At 37.4% G+C, this 16,504-nt stretch carries 17 protein-coding genes; 1 reads left to right on the plus strand and 16 read right to left on the minus strand.

Annotated features, from left to right (window positions below):
- Positions 1–23: 23 nt before the first annotated feature.
- From AC07VK_RS18875 to AC07VK_RS18950, 16 genes are all read right to left on the minus strand, one after another.
- The gene (locus AC07VK_RS18875) at positions 24–974 is read right to left on the minus strand and encodes a glycosyltransferase family 2 protein (RefSeq protein WP_492962463.1); all 951 of its coding nucleotides are present in this window, start codon (positions 972–974) and stop codon (positions 24–26) included.
- Between the two features lie 116 nt (positions 975–1,090).
- Positions 1,091–1,252 carry a DUF8506 family protein gene (locus AC07VK_RS18880; protein ID WP_492962465.1) on the minus strand — a complete coding sequence of 54 codons (162 nt, stop codon included), beginning with the start codon at positions 1,250–1,252 and terminating at the stop codon, positions 1,091–1,093.
- A gap of 251 nt (positions 1,253–1,503) precedes the next feature.
- The gene (locus tag AC07VK_RS18885; RefSeq protein WP_492962467.1) at positions 1,504–2,037 is read right to left on the minus strand and encodes a DUF4199 domain-containing protein; all 534 of its coding nucleotides are present in this window, start codon (positions 2,035–2,037) and stop codon (positions 1,504–1,506) included.
- Positions 2,038–2,048: 11 nt separating this feature from the next.
- Positions 2,049–2,717: a hypothetical protein gene (locus AC07VK_RS18890; RefSeq protein ID WP_492962469.1), complete on the minus strand. Its 669-nt coding sequence runs from the start codon at positions 2,715–2,717 to the stop codon at positions 2,049–2,051.
- Between the two features lie 75 nt (positions 2,718–2,792).
- Complete coding sequence (locus tag AC07VK_RS18895) at positions 2,793–4,049, minus strand: dihydroorotase (RefSeq protein WP_492962471.1); 1,257 nt, start codon at positions 4,047–4,049, stop codon at positions 2,793–2,795.
- Positions 4,046–6,085, minus strand: coding sequence for a BatA domain-containing protein (locus tag AC07VK_RS18900; RefSeq protein WP_492962473.1), 2,040 nt, complete (start codon positions 6,083–6,085; stop codon positions 4,046–4,048). Before AC07VK_RS18900 ends, AC07VK_RS18895 begins: the two co-directional genes overlap by 4 nt.
- Positions 6,086–6,145: 60 nt before the next feature.
- Positions 6,146–6,550, minus strand: coding sequence for a hypothetical protein (locus AC07VK_RS18905; RefSeq protein ID WP_492962475.1), 405 nt, complete (start codon positions 6,548–6,550; stop codon positions 6,146–6,148).
- Between the two features lie 60 nt (positions 6,551–6,610).
- Positions 6,611–8,071 (minus strand): nicotinate phosphoribosyltransferase, encoded by a 1,461-nt coding sequence (locus tag AC07VK_RS18910; protein ID WP_492962477.1) that lies wholly within the window; start codon positions 8,069–8,071, stop codon positions 6,611–6,613.
- Between the two features lie 20 nt (positions 8,072–8,091).
- Complete coding sequence (locus AC07VK_RS18915) at positions 8,092–8,823, minus strand: metallophosphoesterase family protein (protein ID WP_492962478.1); 732 nt, start codon at positions 8,821–8,823, stop codon at positions 8,092–8,094.
- A 1-nt stretch (position 8,824) separates the two neighbouring features.
- On the minus strand, positions 8,825–9,367 hold the full coding sequence (locus AC07VK_RS18920) for an RNA 2'-phosphotransferase (protein ID WP_492962480.1): 543 nt from the start codon (positions 9,365–9,367) through the stop codon (positions 8,825–8,827).
- The gene (locus AC07VK_RS18925) at positions 9,357–10,013 is read right to left on the minus strand and encodes a DUF4291 domain-containing protein (protein ID WP_492962482.1); all 657 of its coding nucleotides are present in this window, start codon (positions 10,011–10,013) and stop codon (positions 9,357–9,359) included. Before AC07VK_RS18925 ends, AC07VK_RS18920 begins: the two co-directional genes overlap by 11 nt.
- A 25-nt stretch (positions 10,014–10,038) precedes the next feature.
- A complete protein-coding gene (locus AC07VK_RS18930; RefSeq protein WP_492962484.1) occupies positions 10,039–10,560 on the minus strand; it encodes an O-acetyl-ADP-ribose deacetylase in 522 nt (173 codons plus the stop codon).
- 36 nt (positions 10,561–10,596) lie between these two features.
- Complete coding sequence (ybiA, locus tag AC07VK_RS18935) at positions 10,597–12,075, minus strand: riboflavin biosynthesis intermediates N-glycosidase (RefSeq protein ID WP_492962486.1); 1,479 nt, start codon at positions 12,073–12,075, stop codon at positions 10,597–10,599.
- A gap of 33 nt (positions 12,076–12,108) precedes the next feature.
- A complete protein-coding gene (gene prs, locus AC07VK_RS18940; protein WP_492962488.1) occupies positions 12,109–12,945 on the minus strand; it encodes a ribose-phosphate diphosphokinase in 837 nt (278 codons plus the stop codon).
- 68 nt (positions 12,946–13,013) lie between these two features.
- Positions 13,014–13,706 (minus strand): NUDIX hydrolase, encoded by a 693-nt coding sequence (locus AC07VK_RS18945; protein WP_492962490.1) that lies wholly within the window; start codon positions 13,704–13,706, stop codon positions 13,014–13,016.
- Positions 13,707–13,777: 71 nt separating this feature from the next.
- Complete coding sequence (locus tag AC07VK_RS18950) at positions 13,778–15,340, minus strand: L,D-transpeptidase family protein (protein WP_492962492.1); 1,563 nt, start codon at positions 15,338–15,340, stop codon at positions 13,778–13,780.
- 275 nt (positions 15,341–15,615) lie between these two features.
- Here AC07VK_RS18950 and hisG point away from each other — a divergent pair, with 275 nt between their 5' ends.
- Complete coding sequence (gene hisG, locus AC07VK_RS18955) at positions 15,616–16,467, plus strand: ATP phosphoribosyltransferase (protein WP_492954666.1); 852 nt, start codon at positions 15,616–15,618, stop codon at positions 16,465–16,467.
- Positions 16,468–16,504: the final 37 nt, after the last annotated feature.

The raw sequence follows: 16,504 nt of genomic DNA on the forward strand, positions 1-16,504 counted from the left end.
AAAACCTTCCGCCTTCTAACCTTCTACCTTAATTCCTTTTCTATCAAATATTGGTTTCTTTCTGGTGCGTTACGCGATAAGAGTTCGGCAATAAAACCGGCCAGGAACATCTGCGAACCAACAATAATGGCAACCAGCGATAAATAAAACAAAGGTTGATCGGTTACATCGCGGTAAGCTAAACCTTGCCATATCAAATATTTCTTTTCGAATAATATGTAAAGTGCCATAATTATACCGATAAAGAAGCTTAAAACCCCTAACGAACCAAAAAAGTGCATTGGGCGTTTGCCGAATTTACCCACAAAGAAAATGGAAAGTAAATCTAAAAAGCCGTTTATAAATCTGCTGAAACCAAATTTGGTTGTGCCATATTTACGGGCGCGGTGTTCTACCACCTGCTCGGCTATTTTATTAAATCCGGCCCATTTGGCAATTACTGGTATGTAACGGTGCATTTCACCATAAACTTCGATGGTTTTGATCACATCGCTACGGTAAGCTTTTAAGCCACAGTTAAAATCGTTCAGTTCTATGCCGCTCATTTTGCGGGTAGCCGCATTGAATAGTTTAGTTGGGATAGTTTTCGTAATCGGATCGTAACGTTTCTTTTTCCAGCCTGAAATGATATCAAGCTTTTCTTCTTTTATGCGGCGGTGTAATTCAGGGATTTCATCCGGACTATCCTGCAGATCGGCATCCATGGTAATAACCACATCGCCCTGAGTAGCTTCGAAACCAACATTTAAAGCTGCCGATTTACCATAATTCCTTCTGAACTTAATGCCTTTAATGGCAGGGTTTTGAAGTCTCAATTCTTCAATCACCGCCCACGATCTATCGGTACTACCATCATCAACCAAAATAATTTCATAGCTGAAGTTATTGGCAATCATCACTTTATCAATCCAGGCCGTTAACTCTGGCAAAGATTCATCTTCATTAAATAAGGGTACTACAACTGATATATCCATTTTTTAAGCATAAACCTCGCAGGTTTCTAAAACCTGCGAGGTTTGTTTAAAGTAAAACGTGCAAATTTCATCAAATTAAATGATAAAACCTGCACGTTCAAAATTTTTGATCTTAATTATAATTTTATGTCTTTAGCCTTTACTCTCACGATTTTTCCCTGGTCTGAAAAAACCAAAACACCGTCGTTCTTAGCTTTGTAAGCAACCAATTTTTTGAAAGCTAGGCTAAGACCTAAACGTATCTTTTCTCTTAATTCAATATTATTATTATTTTCCATTTTGGCAAGAAATTAAATTTTGACCAAGTATTTCCTTCAAAGATAGTTATTTCATTTCTATTACCTTCAGCAATAAATATGTATACTCCCAGGGTCGTCATTTCGAGCGAAGTACAACGTAGCCGAGAAATCTAATTCGATAGATCTCTCCATTTCGCTACGCTTCAGTCGAGATGACGAAAAACGAAAAAACGTGCAACCTTTACCAAATTAAATGATAAAACCTGCACGTTGGAAAACTTTATAAAAAATTAAACTCTATCTTTTTTAAGAATAGCTGCGCTGATTAAACTTATAATCAAGCCAAGTAATGTATAGGCAATAGCAGCTCCAAAAGCAGTAAAAATCCACATATATCCGCGCATCATTTCAATACCTTTTATCTGTTGCTCATTACCATTCGCTTTTTCTATCGCTGCATCAGCAATTTTATCTAAAGCAGTTGGATCTAGAACTTTGTAATACAAAATGAAAAGCAAGCCCACAAACAAACCGGCATAAGCAGCTACCTTAAAACCGGTAGAAAATGCTCTTCCGTACGTAATATACCCTCCAAGCTCTTTCTTATGTGTAATCTGGGTATAAATTATCGATATAAAAAATACACCATAAGAGAGAATCATTGCAATAATTTTTTCTGCTATCGGTAAATCCGGGTTTGTTGCATCAATACCAAGCAATTTTAACAGATAAATTAATACAATTGAATAAACTGCAAAACTTATTGCAACTTTAAAGGCCAGTGCATTGGGTTTCTTTTCGTCTTGAAGTATTTGTTGTTCCATGATAAATTATTTTAACTATTAATTGTTGTAATTAATATATAAGTAGCAGAATCGAACGATTTGTTACTACTATACTGAATTATTTCTTTAGTTGTTTCTGCACTTCCCTCTACATCAAGGAAAAAGGCCATAAAAGGTACAAATAATTCTTGCATTTCTTCACTGATATTCAAATTTGCAGCGGTTTTACAAATCTCTTCTACACTGCTTTCTGCCAACTGCTGGTTGCTGATCAGTTCTTCATAAATTTCGAATTCATCCTGAAACTCATCATCTTCTACCAACAAAAACTCTTTTAAGAAATCGCCCAATTCAGGATCTAAATCTTCATCCTTGCATTCTTTAATGTAAAGCAGAAGGTTTAATAATTCGGTTCCTCTGTCTATGGTTTCTTCTTCGATATTCGCCCACTCCTCACTTTCCAAATAATCGTCTTCCAGTTTCTGTACGTCACTGCTAAAGAAATTCACCATTAATAAATCGAAAAATACTTCGCGCAATTCTTCAAACTTTGGATGAGCATCAAAAACGGCATCGAAAGCAGTAGCTTTATCTAAAAAGTTAACATCAAGTTCAAAAGCAGCTAATAACTCTGTTTCAAAACCTTCTACATTGGTAGCCGAAACCTCAGCATACTTGTTAATGGCTGCACTTAGTGCTTTTTTTACTCTATTGTCCATACAATTAGGATTTTTAAGATTTAAGGATTATTAGATCACAACTATCTTGATCTTTCAGCTTTAGTCTTTAGACTTTTAGCTCATTTGAAACTGACTATTATTATAAACCAAAGTTACTTTTCCGGTAAGCTCGGTACCCAATAACGGACTATTTGCCGATTTTGATTGGTTATTTGCGGCATTGTATAACCATTTTTCTGTCGTGTTAAAAATGGTAAAGTTGGCTTCAGCGCCTTCTTCGATTACCGGAACAGTTAAATTTAATAATTTGCGCGGATTAATGGCCAATTTCTCTGCAATTAAAGCGATATCCAATCCAGCCTTTAATAACAGTGGCAATACGGTTTGTAAAGCGATGATGCCGTAGTGGGCAATTTCGAACTCTACATTTTTAAATTCGATTTCTTCCGGACGGTGCTGAGAAGTAATGGCATCGATGGTTCCGTCTTTTAAACCAGCAATTAGTGCCTTTACATCTGCTTTTCCACGCAGTGGTGGCTTAACCTTATAGTTGCTATCAAAATCGCTCAAAAGTTCTTCTGTAAACACCAGGTGATGTGCTGTTACATCGCACGAAACCTGAACGCCATCTTTCTTTGCTTTACGGATCAGTGCTACAGCCCCGGCAGTTGAAATATTGCTAATGTGGATTTTGGTTTCATTATAAGATGCCAGGAAAATATCGCGGGCAATATGCATTTCTTCAGCCAATGCAGGTAAACCCTTCATGCCCAACAGCACAGAGTTTTTGCTCTCGTTAATCTGCGATTTGCCAGCTATGGATTTATTTTCAGGATAAACCATCAATAGTGCATCGAAGCCTTTTGCATATTGTAATGCACGGCTCATAAAACCATCATCCTGCAAGGCCCTATCCCCATCAGAAAAAGCTACTGCACCAGCCTGTTGCATATCGAAAAGTTCGGCAAGCTCCTTTGCCTCACGGTTCTGACTTATCGCCCCCACTGGTAAAACATCAACCAGATTATTTTTGGCCTTATTGATAATGTATTCTACCTGGGATTTTGACTGTACAACCGGACTGGTTTGCGGCAATAAAGCCAAGCCTGTAAAACCTCCAGCTTTTGCGGTTGCGGTTAATGTTTGAATATCTTCCTTGGTTTCGAAACCCGGATCTCCAGCTACGCAGTTTAGATCGAAAAAACCAGGCGTTAAGAAAGCGCCCTGGGCATCAAAAACAGTTTCGCTTTTATCGGCGGTTAATTTACCTATGTTTTTAATTTTGCCATTTTCTACCCGAACATCGCATTGTTGAGTGTTGAATTTACTTTGCGGATCGGCAACGGTAACATTTTTAACCAGGAGATTCATATTGTTTTTTTTGTGTTGTTAAAAAATCGGATGAGCAAAATTTCTGCTGCAATAAAAATCAGCGACAAAATTAGACAAAGTTTCCATAAAGTCTGCCCGATTTTATTGGCGCCGGCAATTAATTTAACGGCATCTTTATCGGTATCAAATATTTTCAGATTGCCCTTGTCAGCCAACTGATTGAGTGCTGTTTTGTCTAAATAATGCATGTCAGATTCTGTTCTGCCATTATTGAAACTGTAAATAGCAAGTAGCGAATCTGCAAGTTTCAGGTTATAAAAGCCTGCATTTTTTATTTGATCTGCTATGTAAATCAGCGTTTTTCCATCTGCCTGACGGGTTTCAGGAATCGCTTCGAAACCATCCGCAGTAATTTTTAAACTTTGGTTTTTAGCCAGTGTAATCTTTTTACCTGCCAATGCATTATCGTTACCGAGGTTGTAGTATAAGGGCATTTCATTTCCCCCACTCAATGCCAAACGATAAATCAGTGGCACAAAAACCGGATGGCGGGCTAAATTTCCGTCACTTGTATTTAATCCAGATGCTGATAAATAGACCTGTCCGTTGCCTACCCCATACTTAGAGAAAAAAGGTTTTCTGCCGGGCAATAACATAATATCTTCTTTATTCGAGGTATTTTTCTCTACAAAAGTATAATAACGGGAAACTGTTGGAAGATCAAGATTTTTCGGAATTTCCTCAAAAACAGTCTTGAAAATGGGGTTTTGCAGATCAATCTGGTCAACCTTGCTTGCTGTCGTATTCAAAACTTGAATGGCAGGAAGCGATAACCCGCTTAAAAAAGAGTTATAATTTTGAATATTGGCATCTAAATCAGGAAAAAGCACCACTGTACCACCTGCATTCAAATAGGTTTTTAACTGTTGTGCCAATCCTGTTGATGGATTCTTTAATCCGTTCAACACAATCAGGCCATAACTGGCAAAATTGCTATAATTCACATTGCTTTCGGCATTCTCTGTGAGTTTATAATAACGATCGGCAGCAAATAGTGCCTTAATGTAACTGCCGGCATTGGCTCCGTTAATACTCAGAACTGGAAAACTTTCATCGACCTTAAAACTGAATGACAACGTATCATCAAAGGTTACCGGAAAATCTTTAATGCTGATGATACCTTTTTGCCATCCCGCGTTCAATCCCGAGAAATTCAGGGTATCTTTAACCGTTTTGCCTGCAGGTATGGTTACTGCGCCTAATCCTTTCTGCTGGTTGTTGATGCTGAGTTTTAGAGGAATATTTTTTGCTTCTTCTTCAGAGTAATTTTTTAACTGCACAACCAATCGTTCATTTGCGCCCGGCTGATGATTTGGCGAAAGTGCCCAAACGCTATCTATTGCAACATTCGGCAATGTATTGGCATTCAGTTTCAAAAATGAATATTGAATATCTGCTTTTGTATCGAGTTTATTGACGGTGGAGATATTTTTTTGAAAATCGGAGATCAGAAAGCTATACTTATTTACAGAACCCGTTAAAACATTCCCCTGTCGGTTTATTATCTGTTGGAGATTACGGTTTGCTGCCGAGATTTTAACATCATCCAATGCCTTTAAAAACGCTTCCTTGTTTAACAACCGTTGATGTTTTCCCTCAAAATTATTGTTCAGGAGTTGAAAACGATCGTTCATTCCAAAACCTTTTACCAGTTCTTTTGCCCTCCGCTTGGCTTCATCGAGCAGGTTGCCATCTTTATTAATGGCTTCCATGCTATAAGAATTATCGATGTAAATGCTTACTACATTATTTAAAGCGGTAGTTTTTTGATTGTGCGCTGGAATATAAGGCTGGGCAAACGCCAACACCAAAAAGATGACTGCCAAAATCCGCGACAAAAGTATAAGCAGGTTTTTAAGTTTTTCTTTGGAAGAATTTTGCTGCTCTACTTCTTTTAAAAGCTGAACATTAGAGAAATAAACCTTCTTAAACTTCCTGAAATTGAATAAATGAATGATAACCGGGATGGCAACCGATATTAGTGCAAAAAGAAAGCCCGGATAAAGGAAATTCATTAAAAACCAAAGATAGAAAAATTATGGAAAGTGGCGAATTACTATTGTAATAAAGTCGTTTTAATAACTAAAGCCCGGAAATTCGATATTTACAATTTTCCAGCCACCGTTGTGCAATGCGAAATACAGTTTAAAGGGTCCGCTTACAATTTTCGATTGTTTTTGAACAACATCTCTATAGCCCGCAACGCCTTCAACAAAGCCCATACCTTTATCACCATTCAAAAGTTCGAAATTAACATCAATAATATCGTACCTGCCACCAACATATTCATCAGAACGGCCGAAAATACCTTTCAACCGACCAATAATAACATCCTTACCAATAACTTTATTACCTGGGAGAATAAAAAAATCATTCAGTTCGTCGGTAACGGCCTTCGACTGTTTAAACCATGCGTTTATAAATCTAATGGCACTATTTACGATATCAGCCTGATGGTTAAATGTGGGGTTGTTCTGCATTGTATCTTTCAAAAAATTAATCGACCAGCCAAAAGCCAGTCGATTAAAAACTTGGCGAAGTTAACTATTCTTTAGCCTTTCTCTAATTTCGGCGAGAGAATAATCGGTCAATAACTTTCCATCTCTAAAAATTTCTTTCAATTCGCCCTGTGCTTCTTCTGCCCAGCTGCACTGATCTTTCAATTCGTATTCGCCTTCCGTATTTTTAAAAATCTGTAGTAAACCTTTTGCTGATTTCTTGGTGCCATCGTCGGTAATCGGATCTTTAAATATCTCGCGACCGATGCCGTCTACTTCTCCATAAGTGGCTTTCATCGCAAAACCAAAAGTATCGCGTGTATTGTACTGATAGGTAAATGAACCGATGCCAAAAACAACATTGGTAGAGGCAAAACCTTTCAATTTTAAGCGTTCGCAAATCTGGGTAGCTCTTTCTGTAGTAATGCTATCTCCATAAATGGCACCAATCTGCGGAACGAGTTCTTTAAATCCCTTGTCGTTGGTTTTTCCACCGAAAACGTCCCAAAGCAGTTCGATCACACCCTTTTTCTCATTTTCGTTTTTACCATTTGGATTTCCGCAGATAATATCAACCGGATCTCCCGAATCTGGCCTGATTACCACTTTACCTGGACGGGCAATAATATTATCTTTTAAAACAGGTAGATACTCCGTCAGCACTTTCCATAAATCCCAGGTATCAGAAACGATAGATACAATTCCTTTCGGGTAAACTTCTAAAATCAAACGTTTAAAGGTTTCGAGCTCTCCAGTATTGGTCCCCATACACATTACAGAGTGTTCTGTAGCAGCTACTGATCCACCGATTAACTCTTTATCTGAATCTGCATTGTAATACTCTTCTAAAAAATCGATGGCTGGAATGGTATCTGTTCCGGTAAAACTCAATAAATGCCCGGCTGCCGAAGTTACCGCAGCTTCTATCCCACCCATTCCGCGCATAGAGAAATCGTGTCCCTGCCAATCTACAAATTCTGGAACTGAAGAGGTTTCTGCGGCATATTGATCCAAAATGGCACGGTATTGTTTGGCTATGGTAGCAGAATTGCATGGCAACCACACTACTGCTGACAGTAAGGTTTCGAAATAATTGGTTAACCAGAAAAATTCAGACTTTGTATTGTACATCGTAAACATGGGCACACGCAAAGGCACTTCAGCACCTTCTGGTAATGATTTAAAAACCATTGGAATATAACCCAGATCGTGTAAATCAGCTATATGTTGTATACCTACCAAATTTTCTCCCAGGTAATTATTGATCCTGCGGGCGTATTTTTTAAGAATTTCTTCTTTTGGCTGTTTAAAGAAATTCTGGTTAAAATCTTCAATGATGTATTTTTTGATAAAATACTGCAAGCCAAAAAGCACCACATGGTTTACGTTTTCTAGCCTGCTTTTTCTTGGCGTCCAGTTAGAATAAACCAATGTAGTATTTTCTGGGTACTGTCTGCGGTGGTCAACTTTATAACCGTCTGTTAATAATAATGGATTCATCATGGTATTTTATTTATTATTAATTATTTATTTCTTCCCTTTTCATTTGGATAAAGGCTTTGCAAGGTATCGCTTTGCCAAAATTCTTTTGTTTTGATATCCAAACAGGTTAATTTCCCGGTAAATGCAGCGCCGGTATCGATATTCCAAACATTACAACCCTGCATGGGTATGTTAACATTGTAGTAAAGTGTTGGGGTATGGCCAATGTAGATTTCGTGATAAAGCAATAAACGTTTCGGATAAATTGCCGAATCTTTTTTGATCCGGTTATCCATAGTCAGTGCCATTTCCCAAAGTGTCCGGTCCCACGAATAATTGGATGAATAACGTTCTTTCTCAGGACCGTGCATGGAAGAAAAACCCGCGTGGATAAAGAGGTTGTTCTGCTCATCCACGTAATAATCTTTCATCCGCTCAAAGAAATTTAAGTGTTTTTGCCTGATCGCATCAGAAGTATCTTTGTAACTCTCCATGGTTAATTTACCACCATGAACAAACCAAACCTCATCAACCATACCTTTCTCTAACCAATCAATACACCAGGCATCATGATTGCCTTTGATAAAAATGCACTGATGGCTTTCTTCCAATTGCATCAAATAATCAATTACCTGTGCCGATTCGCTCCATCCATCCACATAATCGCCAAGGAAAATCAGCTTGTCAGCTTTTGTTACTTCTGCACGCTCGAATAACTGAACTAAACCTTTTAATCCCCCGTGTATATCACCTATTACTAATGTTCTGCCCATGTTAAAACGTTATATATTCAGCGGGCACAACATCTGTAAGCCACACATTGTTAGCTGATAAATAAAATTTATAGCCTGCCCTGTGCATCTCTCCGCTATTAATGGTAAGGATAACCGGTTTCCCCCTCCTGCCACCTACTTTATTGGCCGTTTCCCTATCGGCACTTAAATGCACATGCTGTCTACTCATTTTTTGCAGTCCCTGCGATTTAATACCCGGCAGGAACTTTTCAACTGTACCATGATACAGGTAGGCCAATGGTTCGGCTTCATCAAGGTTTAGCTCTATTGAAATGGAATGCCCCTGGCTTGCCCTTATTTTAGTTTTATCATCATTGAAGGCAAATCGCTTTTTGTCGTTATTTTCAACAATGTAATCAAGCTGTTCAAAATCTATTCTTCTGTCATAAAGGTCAAACTTGGCAATTAACTCATTTACATCTGCCCAACCGTTTTCGTCAAGTTCTAAGCCTATGGTTTCTGGTGAATGTCTCAAAATATAACTTAGCAGCTTACTGATTCCTTTTGTTATTTTATTCTCCATGAGCGTATTGATTTATGAGTTTCAATTTTTTATTCAATGTTTCATCGTTAAAAAGGAAAGGTTTTTCAGCGGGTATGATTAAATTTTCCAGTTGATGATTTTGAACAAACTCATGCTGTTCCTTTACAAATTCGCTGATATCTTCAATTAACAAAATATCATTTTTAGCGAAAGAATGGATGAAAATATTCTTTAATCCAATCTGGATTGCTCTTCTTTCTTGTTTTGCTCCATAAGGATCGTGATCTGGATCCCATTGCAAGCGAATGTTAGCGCTTTCTAAGCCATTTCTCCATTCGTCATGCGAAACACCCTCAGTTTGATCATATGATGTATAAACCGCATTTTCAAGGTAACTACGGAATGCGGATATTTTAAGGTGTATTGCTAAAGTAACTTCTTGTCCTTCTTTTTTACCCCAACCACTTCTGTACATCATCCATAGAAAATTAGGCTTAATCCATGTCATTCGGTTTAAGCTGAATTCACCTCCAAAAAATTGATTTTTGACTGCAAATTCACCGATTTCTTTTCGGTAAGCTTGATAAACGATTATTTTTTCATCATCATACTGAGCCATAATATGGCATCCTGAAGTTGGCCATTCTAATATCTGTTCTTTATATTTTTTTACTGTTATTTTCATTTTGTAATTCTGTTAACAACTCATATCATTGTTTAATGCGATTGAGTTTTTCGTCATAGAGCCGGTAATTCTCATCGTCGAAACAAACGAAGATTACCTTTTCTATTTTTTCTTCTTCAGCAAAATTATTTACCGTGGCAATGGCAATATCTGCTGCTATATCTTTAGGGAAATGATAAATCCCTGTGCTGATGTTTGGGAAAGCAATAATCTTAACATCATTTTCTACGGCTAAGGTTAAACTGTTGCGGTAGCAATCTGCAAGCAAAGCATTTTTTTCTTCGCTATCACCATTCCACACAGGTCCAACCGTATGGATCACATATTTTGCCGGTAAATTACCTGCCGTTGTAATTACGGCATTTCCGGTTTTGCAATTCCCTTGTTTATCTCTGATGGCTACGCAAGCTTCTAAAATGGCTTTACCACCTTTTCTGTGAATGGCACCATCTACCCCTCCGCCACCAAGCAAAGAGCTATTTGCCGCATTAACGATTGCATCGGCTTTTATTTCTGTTATATCGGCTTTGATTAGTTCTAAAATCATTTTATCTAATTCGTTAATTAATGATTGGTCTTAACATCAAAGATTGGGTATCTCATCCCTAACTTCCATCAATGCAAACCCTAATAGGTTTAAACCTTTCCAATTTCCGGGAATGAAAGCATTCGAACTATCTTCAGCCAAACCGATCCCCCAAATTGCATCAACCGGACTGGCCTCGGCCAGGACTTTATCTCTAGTTTGCAAAAGGAAAAACTTCAAATCTTCATTTTGAGAAAACTTAAGTAGATTTCCTTGTTTTACAATTTCATATTTATGAGCATCCCACTTTGCAGCATCAAAATTTCTGATCTGTCGCCCCAGATCTTTTACATCTTTGGGAGATTTTTTCTTTAATATTTTTTCAAAAACCTGTTGATCATCAAATAATAAAGCCTTTTTTGCCATCATGTAATGTTCAGCTGTTTGATAGATGATGTCATGTTCAACAAATGGAGACGGCCACCACTGGCTTAAACAAGCTTTAGAAAGCGTTCCATTTTTCGGACCTTGATGTCCCCAAAAAAATAGAAATTCAGTACTTTCTTTTATATCTGCAACATTGTATTTCTGCTTTTTCATAACCACCATATTCATTTTTTCACAGAGTTCTTCTATTTGATTTTTTTTAACGATTGCATTAAGCCATTTTTCAGGAATAGATTCAAAACCATAAATCAAACCTGCCAAACCGCCTGTAATTGCCCCAGTTGTATCAGTATCGTCGCCAAGATTAACTGCTTTTAGAACGGCATCCTGATAAGTTCCGGTATTGAGGATACACCATAAGCTAGCTTCGAGACTGTGCAGCACATAACCAGAAGAATAAATCTCGTTTTCTGGAACTGTTGAGACATCATTTATCAAAACCCTTTTAAACAGATCTATTTCCCTTTGCTCAAAATCATTATCAGCGATAAAATTTTTGAGTTTAAACTGCATTTTAAAATACGCTTCACTTTTATCCTTTTCCTTTAAAAGCTCCAAACCATAAACGATATAGATAAAGCAAGCAAAAACCGACCGAAAGTGCGCATGGGTAATGGATGAAACTTCTTTTACCCGCTGAAAAATATGCTGCAAGTCGTTTTTATCTTGAAGATAAAATAACAGAGGTAGAATTCTCATCAAAGATCCATTTCCATTATCCATTTCTGATGCTCCACCACATAAAACCGGATCAGCGCCACGTTTTATCATTTTGATGGCTTCAGCCGTTGCTATACCGATATCGAAAACTTTTCCATGAGGGGTCCAAATTTCAGCATTAAACCATTGAAGGAATTTCTGAGCAATATCATCTAAATTATAACCACTGCACAGACTTTCGGCTAAACAAAACGTAAGCGAGCTATCGTCACTCCAAGTACCCATAGGTTGACCATGAACACCATACTCTAGCATGTCCAATACGGGAAACCTGGTCAAATAGCTCCTACTCTTAAATTCGACAGGAACACCTAAAGCATCACCAACCACCAGGCCGAATATTGAACTATGGATAACTGTGGTTCTCATCTGTTTTACATTTTATATAGCAATAACCAAAGTTTATTTTAAAATATCAACCAATTTTATCTGTGTTACCCCATCATGATCAACTTCTTTGATCGAATCAGTAGTAAAAATTTGCTCGAAATATCTGCCCAGCTCATCAAAACCTTTACTAAATATGCCATGACTAATCGCTAAATAAAGTTTCCCAGCATTTTTAGCCTTTAGCGCTTCTGCCAAGCCAATAAATGTACCACCACCATCACAGATATCATCTACAATTAAACAATCAGCACCAGCTAAATCTTCTGCATATACTTTAAATCCTGAAAGTTTTCCTGTTTTTACATCCCGGCTTTTTGAACACTCTACTACTTCTGCACCACCTAAAAATTCAGATACTTTATAAATTTTCTTTAAGGCACCTCCATCAGGGGATATGAGTTTTACTTCTGCACCTATTTTTGCAATCACCTGTTTTATAAATTCGTGATTGGAAACCGTTATGCAGTTGTTGAGCAAGGCTGGTGTTACTTCGCTATGCGGATCAAAAACGGTAACACTTGCCAAAGCCATGGCGTTAATGATATCGGCATAAACTTTCACCGATAAAGGCTCGCCAGGAATCATCACCCGATCTTGCCTTGCAGCCGGAAAGTATGGTATAAAAAGTTCGATTTCTTTTACGCCAATTCTCCTCAAGGCATCAACCGTAATACAGATCATACCTAAATCATTAAAGGAATTTATTCTTTGCGTAATGGTAACCGGAGCAGCAACATCAAAATTGTTCGAAATTTTAATGTGTGGTTCGCCACCCGCAAATAAGAAAGATTTGTATTCGATTAAGTTATTTTCGCCTAGCGGAGTAAAACTTGGATTAAGATTTAACATATATTTGCGTATTATTTACACAAATATAAAAATCATTTTTAGAATGCAAAGAATAATTTGTGTTTATTTTACGCAAACCTAATGTCGAATTGGAAATTTTCCTTCAAAAGCTGATTATATTTTGCCTTATCGAAGGTGAAAAGTTTGCCCGGCCTGCCACTAGCACCCATTTTAACCACTTTATCGGTTTCTGTAACAATTCCAAAACTTAGAATTTTTTTTCTGAAATTCCGTCGGTCTATATCTCTTTCTAAAATGGAGCAGTACAGATTTTCAAGATCGGAAAAGAGAAATTCCTGATCCAACAGATCAAAACCGATTGGTTGATAAGTGAGTTTACTTTTTAAACGCTGATGTGCGAGATTAACCATTTCATTGTGATCGTAGCCCAATTCCGGAATTTGAGTAACGGGAAACCATTTCGCATCTTTAGCATCAGTATCGGCTTTTAATACAAAATTATTAGGATTAACCAGTGCAAAATAAGCTACAGAAATTACCCTGAAGCGTTCATCACGATTGATATCATCACCAAAAGTACCCAGCTGTTCAAGATAATTTACGGTTATACCGGCCTCTTCTTTCAGCTCTCGCTCTACTGCGGTTATTAAAGGCTCATCATTTAAAATAAATCCACCCGGTAAAACCCAGCGATCGGCTAACTTACCAAAACGCTGCTGAACAGCCAGTACATAAAGCTTTCCTTTTTCATAGCCAAAAACAATAGCATCAACAGCGATTTTGATATTTTGATCGATCATTCTTTAATTTGTGTTAAAACAACACAAAGTTAATCCTTTTAACGAAGAAGATCGAAACTGCCGACCGAATTTTACCTAAACTTCTTCATCGCTGCCCAAAGTTTTTCGTCCATGCCGTAAACATCCGGCCTGTATTCGATCTTGTCATTTTGAGACCAGGCAGTAATGTAGGTGATCAGTAATGGAACATTTTTCTTTGGGGCAAACCAGGCTGGTTTTAACTGAAAGGTTTTAAGCGTATCAGCCTTTTGCGCCATGCGTTTTTTATACCATTTTACGTGAGTGCTATCAATCGGGGGTAAATCCACCTCTGCCCTAAGCTTATCATAAGTGTAAGAATCTTTCACCAAGAGTTCGGCAAATTCGAGTGGTTTTTCGATACGCACACAACCATGACTTATAGCCCGGTTTGTTAGGTTAAATCCGTTCTTGTTATTGGTATCGTGCAGGTAAATACTCGAGCTATTATCGAAGATGAATTTGAACTTTCCTAAAGCATTTCCACCGCCAGATCCCTGCTTAAATTTAAAGGGTAATTTATCACGTGAATACTTATTCCAATTGATGGTATCAGGCTCACCAATCAGCTTATCTTTATAGTACACTCTGATGTTACTATTTGATAAATAATATGGATCTTTTCTGGCCATCCAATAGATCTCACTTTGCGCAATACTTACCGGAATATTCCAGATCGGATTGGCCTGAATAGAATTGATTTTGCTGAACAATAAAGGTGTCTCATGGTTCTTTGGTTTATCATCTAAATTGCCTGATTTTGCAAAGGCTTTTAGCTTCTCTTCATAACCGTTTTCACGCCTCCCACCAACGCAAACTTTCATTGTAATTACAGTATCTGTTTTATCGATCCAGGTTAATCTAAAATCAGGAATATTTACCTGCACATAATTGTCCCCTGTCTCTGGCATTTTCCAACGGAAACGTTCCATGTTCAGTAATAAAATCCGCTGCTCACTTTTAAGATCTGTATTTAAATAGGCAGCTTGCAAAGCTTTATATTGAGCCGATTTTGGCTGGACAGATTTTAAGGTGTCCACAAGACTTTTACTATTTAAAAGATTAGTCATCCCCAAGCTATCCGGTCGTTTAACTTTAATGTAATAACGCGAAAAAATAGTGCGTGGGTTTACCACCCCATATTTAAGGTAATTATTGTAGTTCAGATAAGCATTTGCTGATAATAACTCTAATTTGGCAATTACAGGATAACTTTCTTCAACCTTTTTAAATTTATTGGCCGTTAACGCTGCTAACAAACTTTTGATCTCATCAGTTTTAAAAATCTTTGGGTTAAAGCCATGCACCTTACTCTGATCTAAATAATTTACCAGCGAGTCTAACTCGCCATTGATGTAAAACTGCGTAACCAGCTTAGGTTGAGCATAATTATTGGCATAAAAGGCTTTAATGGTTTTTGGATTAACGAACTTGCCCGAAAGACTGTCCATTGTTTTCACAAAAATGCTATCATAAGCTACAGTATCGAAATCTTTGTAGATTTTATTCTTGAAATGTTCAGCAAGCACTTTCCCGATCTCTGGTGGGCTTTTAAACCATCCACAGGCAGAAATAAATAAAATAAAGGGCAGAATTAGAAAGCGGAACTTTTTCAAATACGTAAAATTTTAATACAAAATAATGGTTATTGGCAATAAAAACAGCATAATGGCAAATTAAGTGCCATTATTTTTTGTTTTCCCATTTCAAACACTATATTTGCCAGCGCTTATCAGCTAACGTATTGATACTGGCAGAAATAATTTATGAATTTAACTTTGAACCATCACTTACATTTACACCATCGCCGATAGGCGATATGATATGTTTGTTTTGTACTTCAAAACTTTTTTCCGTAAAATAATTTCTTGTTCACTCTATATTCAATACTTTGAAAACACTTAAAATCGCTATCCAGAAATCGGGTAGGTTAAACGAAAAATCTGTAGAAATACTTAAAAACTGTGGTTTATCTTTCGAAAACTACAAAAGCTCGCTCATCTCAACCGTTACCAATTTTCCTTTAGAAATTCTCTTCCTTCGGGATGATGATATTCCTGAATATGTACAGGATGGCATTGCCGATTTGGGTATTGTTGGTGAAAACGTAATTGTAGAAACCAAAGCCGAGGTAGATTATCTGCAAAAATTAGGCTTCGGAAAATGTACCCTAAAAATTGCTGTTCAGGCTACCAGTAATATCCAAAAACTGGAAGAGTTAAATGGCAAAGCGATTGCTACTTCCTACCCGGTAATCCTCGAAAAATTCTTACAGGAAAAAGGAATAAAATCTGATATCAGAACCATTTCCGGATCCGTAGAAATTGGTCCGGGTTTAGGCTTAAGTGATGCCATTTTTGATATCGTATCAACAGGCGGAACATTAAAGAGCAACGGACTAAAACCTTTCGCTGATGTGATGCAATCGGAAGCTGTTTTAATCGGAAACAAATCAATAGCCAACAATCCTGAAGTTGCAGAATTGCTGCAGCGCATCCGCTCTGTACTCAGTGCAAAATCTAACAAATATGTGGTACTAAATGTATCAAAGGATAACCTTCAAAAAGTAGTCGATTTACTTCCGGGTGTAAAAAGTCCAACCGTGGTTCCACTCTTCGAACCGAACTGGGTTGCCGTTCACTCTGTAATTGCCGAAGAAGATTTCTGGGATAAAATAAACAGTTTAAAAGCAGCTGGTGCCGAAGGTATTTTAGTAATGCCAATCGAGAAAATAATCAGATAAAATCGTTAAACTCATATTAACTATTAGTTAATTTTAA

It is taken from the genome of Pedobacter sp. GW821-FHT01D05 (genome assembly GCF_059422505.1).